This is a genomic window from Streptomyces sp. SID11385 (genome assembly GCF_010548245.1).
Taxonomy (GTDB): domain Bacteria; phylum Actinomycetota; class Actinomycetes; order Streptomycetales; family Streptomycetaceae; genus Streptomyces.
Genome location: NZ_JAAGLR010000796.1, coordinates 1 through 1,686, shown reverse-complemented (window position 1 = coordinate 1,686; position 1,686 = coordinate 1). Strand labels below are relative to the sequence as shown.

General features: G+C 75.1%; 2 pseudogenes. One reads left to right on the top strand and one right to left on the bottom strand.

The annotated features are described in order from the left end of the window. Window positions 1-514: pseudogene (locus tag G3I42_RS24540) on the bottom strand (phosphatase); the annotation flags it as partial. A gap of 975 nt (window positions 515-1,489) precedes the next feature. Here G3I42_RS24540 and G3I42_RS24535 point away from each other — a divergent pair. Beyond that, window positions 1,490-1,686 (top strand): annotated as a pseudogene (locus G3I42_RS24535) (DNA primase); the annotation flags it as partial.

The following is a 1,686-nucleotide window of genomic DNA, read 5'->3' as shown; positions in this document are numbered from 1 at the left end:
CGCAGCGCGGGTCGAGCCCGGGTTCGGCGAGGAGGTCGCGGCGGGTCACGGGCGCGCCGGTGCCCGCCGCGAGCAGCGCGCCGTGCGACGTGCACTCCTCGGGCAGCGCCTCCAGCCGGCCGAGTTCGCCTCGGTCCAGGCCGAGACCGTGAACGCGGGCGGGGTGGCTCGCGGCGTGCGAGAAGCGGATGAGGCCGCGCTCCGCGCCGAGCAACGTGGCGCCCGCGCGCAGGACTTCGCCGAGCGCGTCCTCGGTGGTGCGGGTGCGGTGCAGTCGGCCGCTCAGTTCCTGGAGGGTGCTGAGGTCGAGCAGCCAGGCGGCGAGACGCTCCTGGAGAGCGAGCGGCGCATGGGCCGGGGTGCCGCCCGCCCGGGACGCACCTGCGCCCGGAGCACCTGCGGGGGAGGGGAGGGAGGCGTCGGCGGAGGGCTCGGCCGGGGCGTCGGCATTGTGGGCGGAGGGGGGATTCGGGGAGTGGGTTCCGGCCACTTTCGGGGCGGGCGGGGTGCTCATGGTGTCCGGCTCTCTGGCAGGTGCCGGTGGCGCGTCAGCATCGCAAACCCCCAAAGTGTGCTGCGGCTGGGCGAGAGATTCACATCTACACGGGTACGTCACGGCATGTCCAGCATTGTCCGGTGCTGTTTCCCGGTGTCCGTGGCCCCGGCAACGGGGTGCGCGCGGGGTGGTCGCGGGGCGTGCATACCGCTGCGGGACGCCAGGTTGGCCGGAAAACGAGGTGTGGACAGGGGGCTGGGGTCGACTGGGGGAGTTCGCCCTCCGGCGACGCCGGAATGCGAACGGCGCTCGGGGAGCGTCACCGAAGTCGCTCGGGGTACTTACGTGGATGAGGGCTGCGACCCAGTGGGGGCTGGGGCGGAACCCTGTGACGCGCGGAAGGCGTCCTGAACGACAGCACAACGGGGCGGTTCGGCACGGAGCCCGGCGTGACGCGCCGGAATCCTGGCCGACCGGGGCTGGGGCCCGCCGGGGCGGGCGGGCCCACCACCGGCCCACGACCGGCCGGGAACAGAGCGGCCGGGAACAGGACCGGTCCGGACCACGACCGGCCCGCGCTGAGCCCGCGCACCGGTCCCGGGGTTCGGCGCGGGGCACGTACGCATCCGCCCCGCGCGACCACGTACGACAGCGACACGTACGACGAAGACACGTACGAGAGCGATCCGTACGACAGCGACACGTACGACGTACGGCAGAGACCACGTACGACTCCGCCAGACGCGCACCGCGCACCGCACGGGGCCCGCCCCGCGTCGGACCGCACCAGGCGCACGTACGACAGCACCAGACGCACGCTCGGCGACCGGGCCGCGCTCCCCGCCCGGGAACCGCACCGGCACCGCACGCACCACCGGTACCGCACGCACCACCCGCGCCGCGGGCAGGCTCCCGGCGCGGGCAGCAGCAGGCAAGCGATCCGCACCGCAGTGGTGTGGCTCCTCGGCGTCCCACGGAAAGGAACGAGCGCGCATGCGTGAGATCCCCGGAAAGCACCGCAGCTCAGGGCCCGGCCGTACGGACGGCCCCGGCAACCCCGAGGCCGCCGCGCTCTTCGCGACGCGCTGGAAGTGGCCGGTCCTGCCGGGCGCCGGAACCCGCCCGGCCCGCCGCGCCCCGCACCCCGCGCTGCGCCCCGCCGACCACTGCGCCTGCCCGGACCCGGTCTG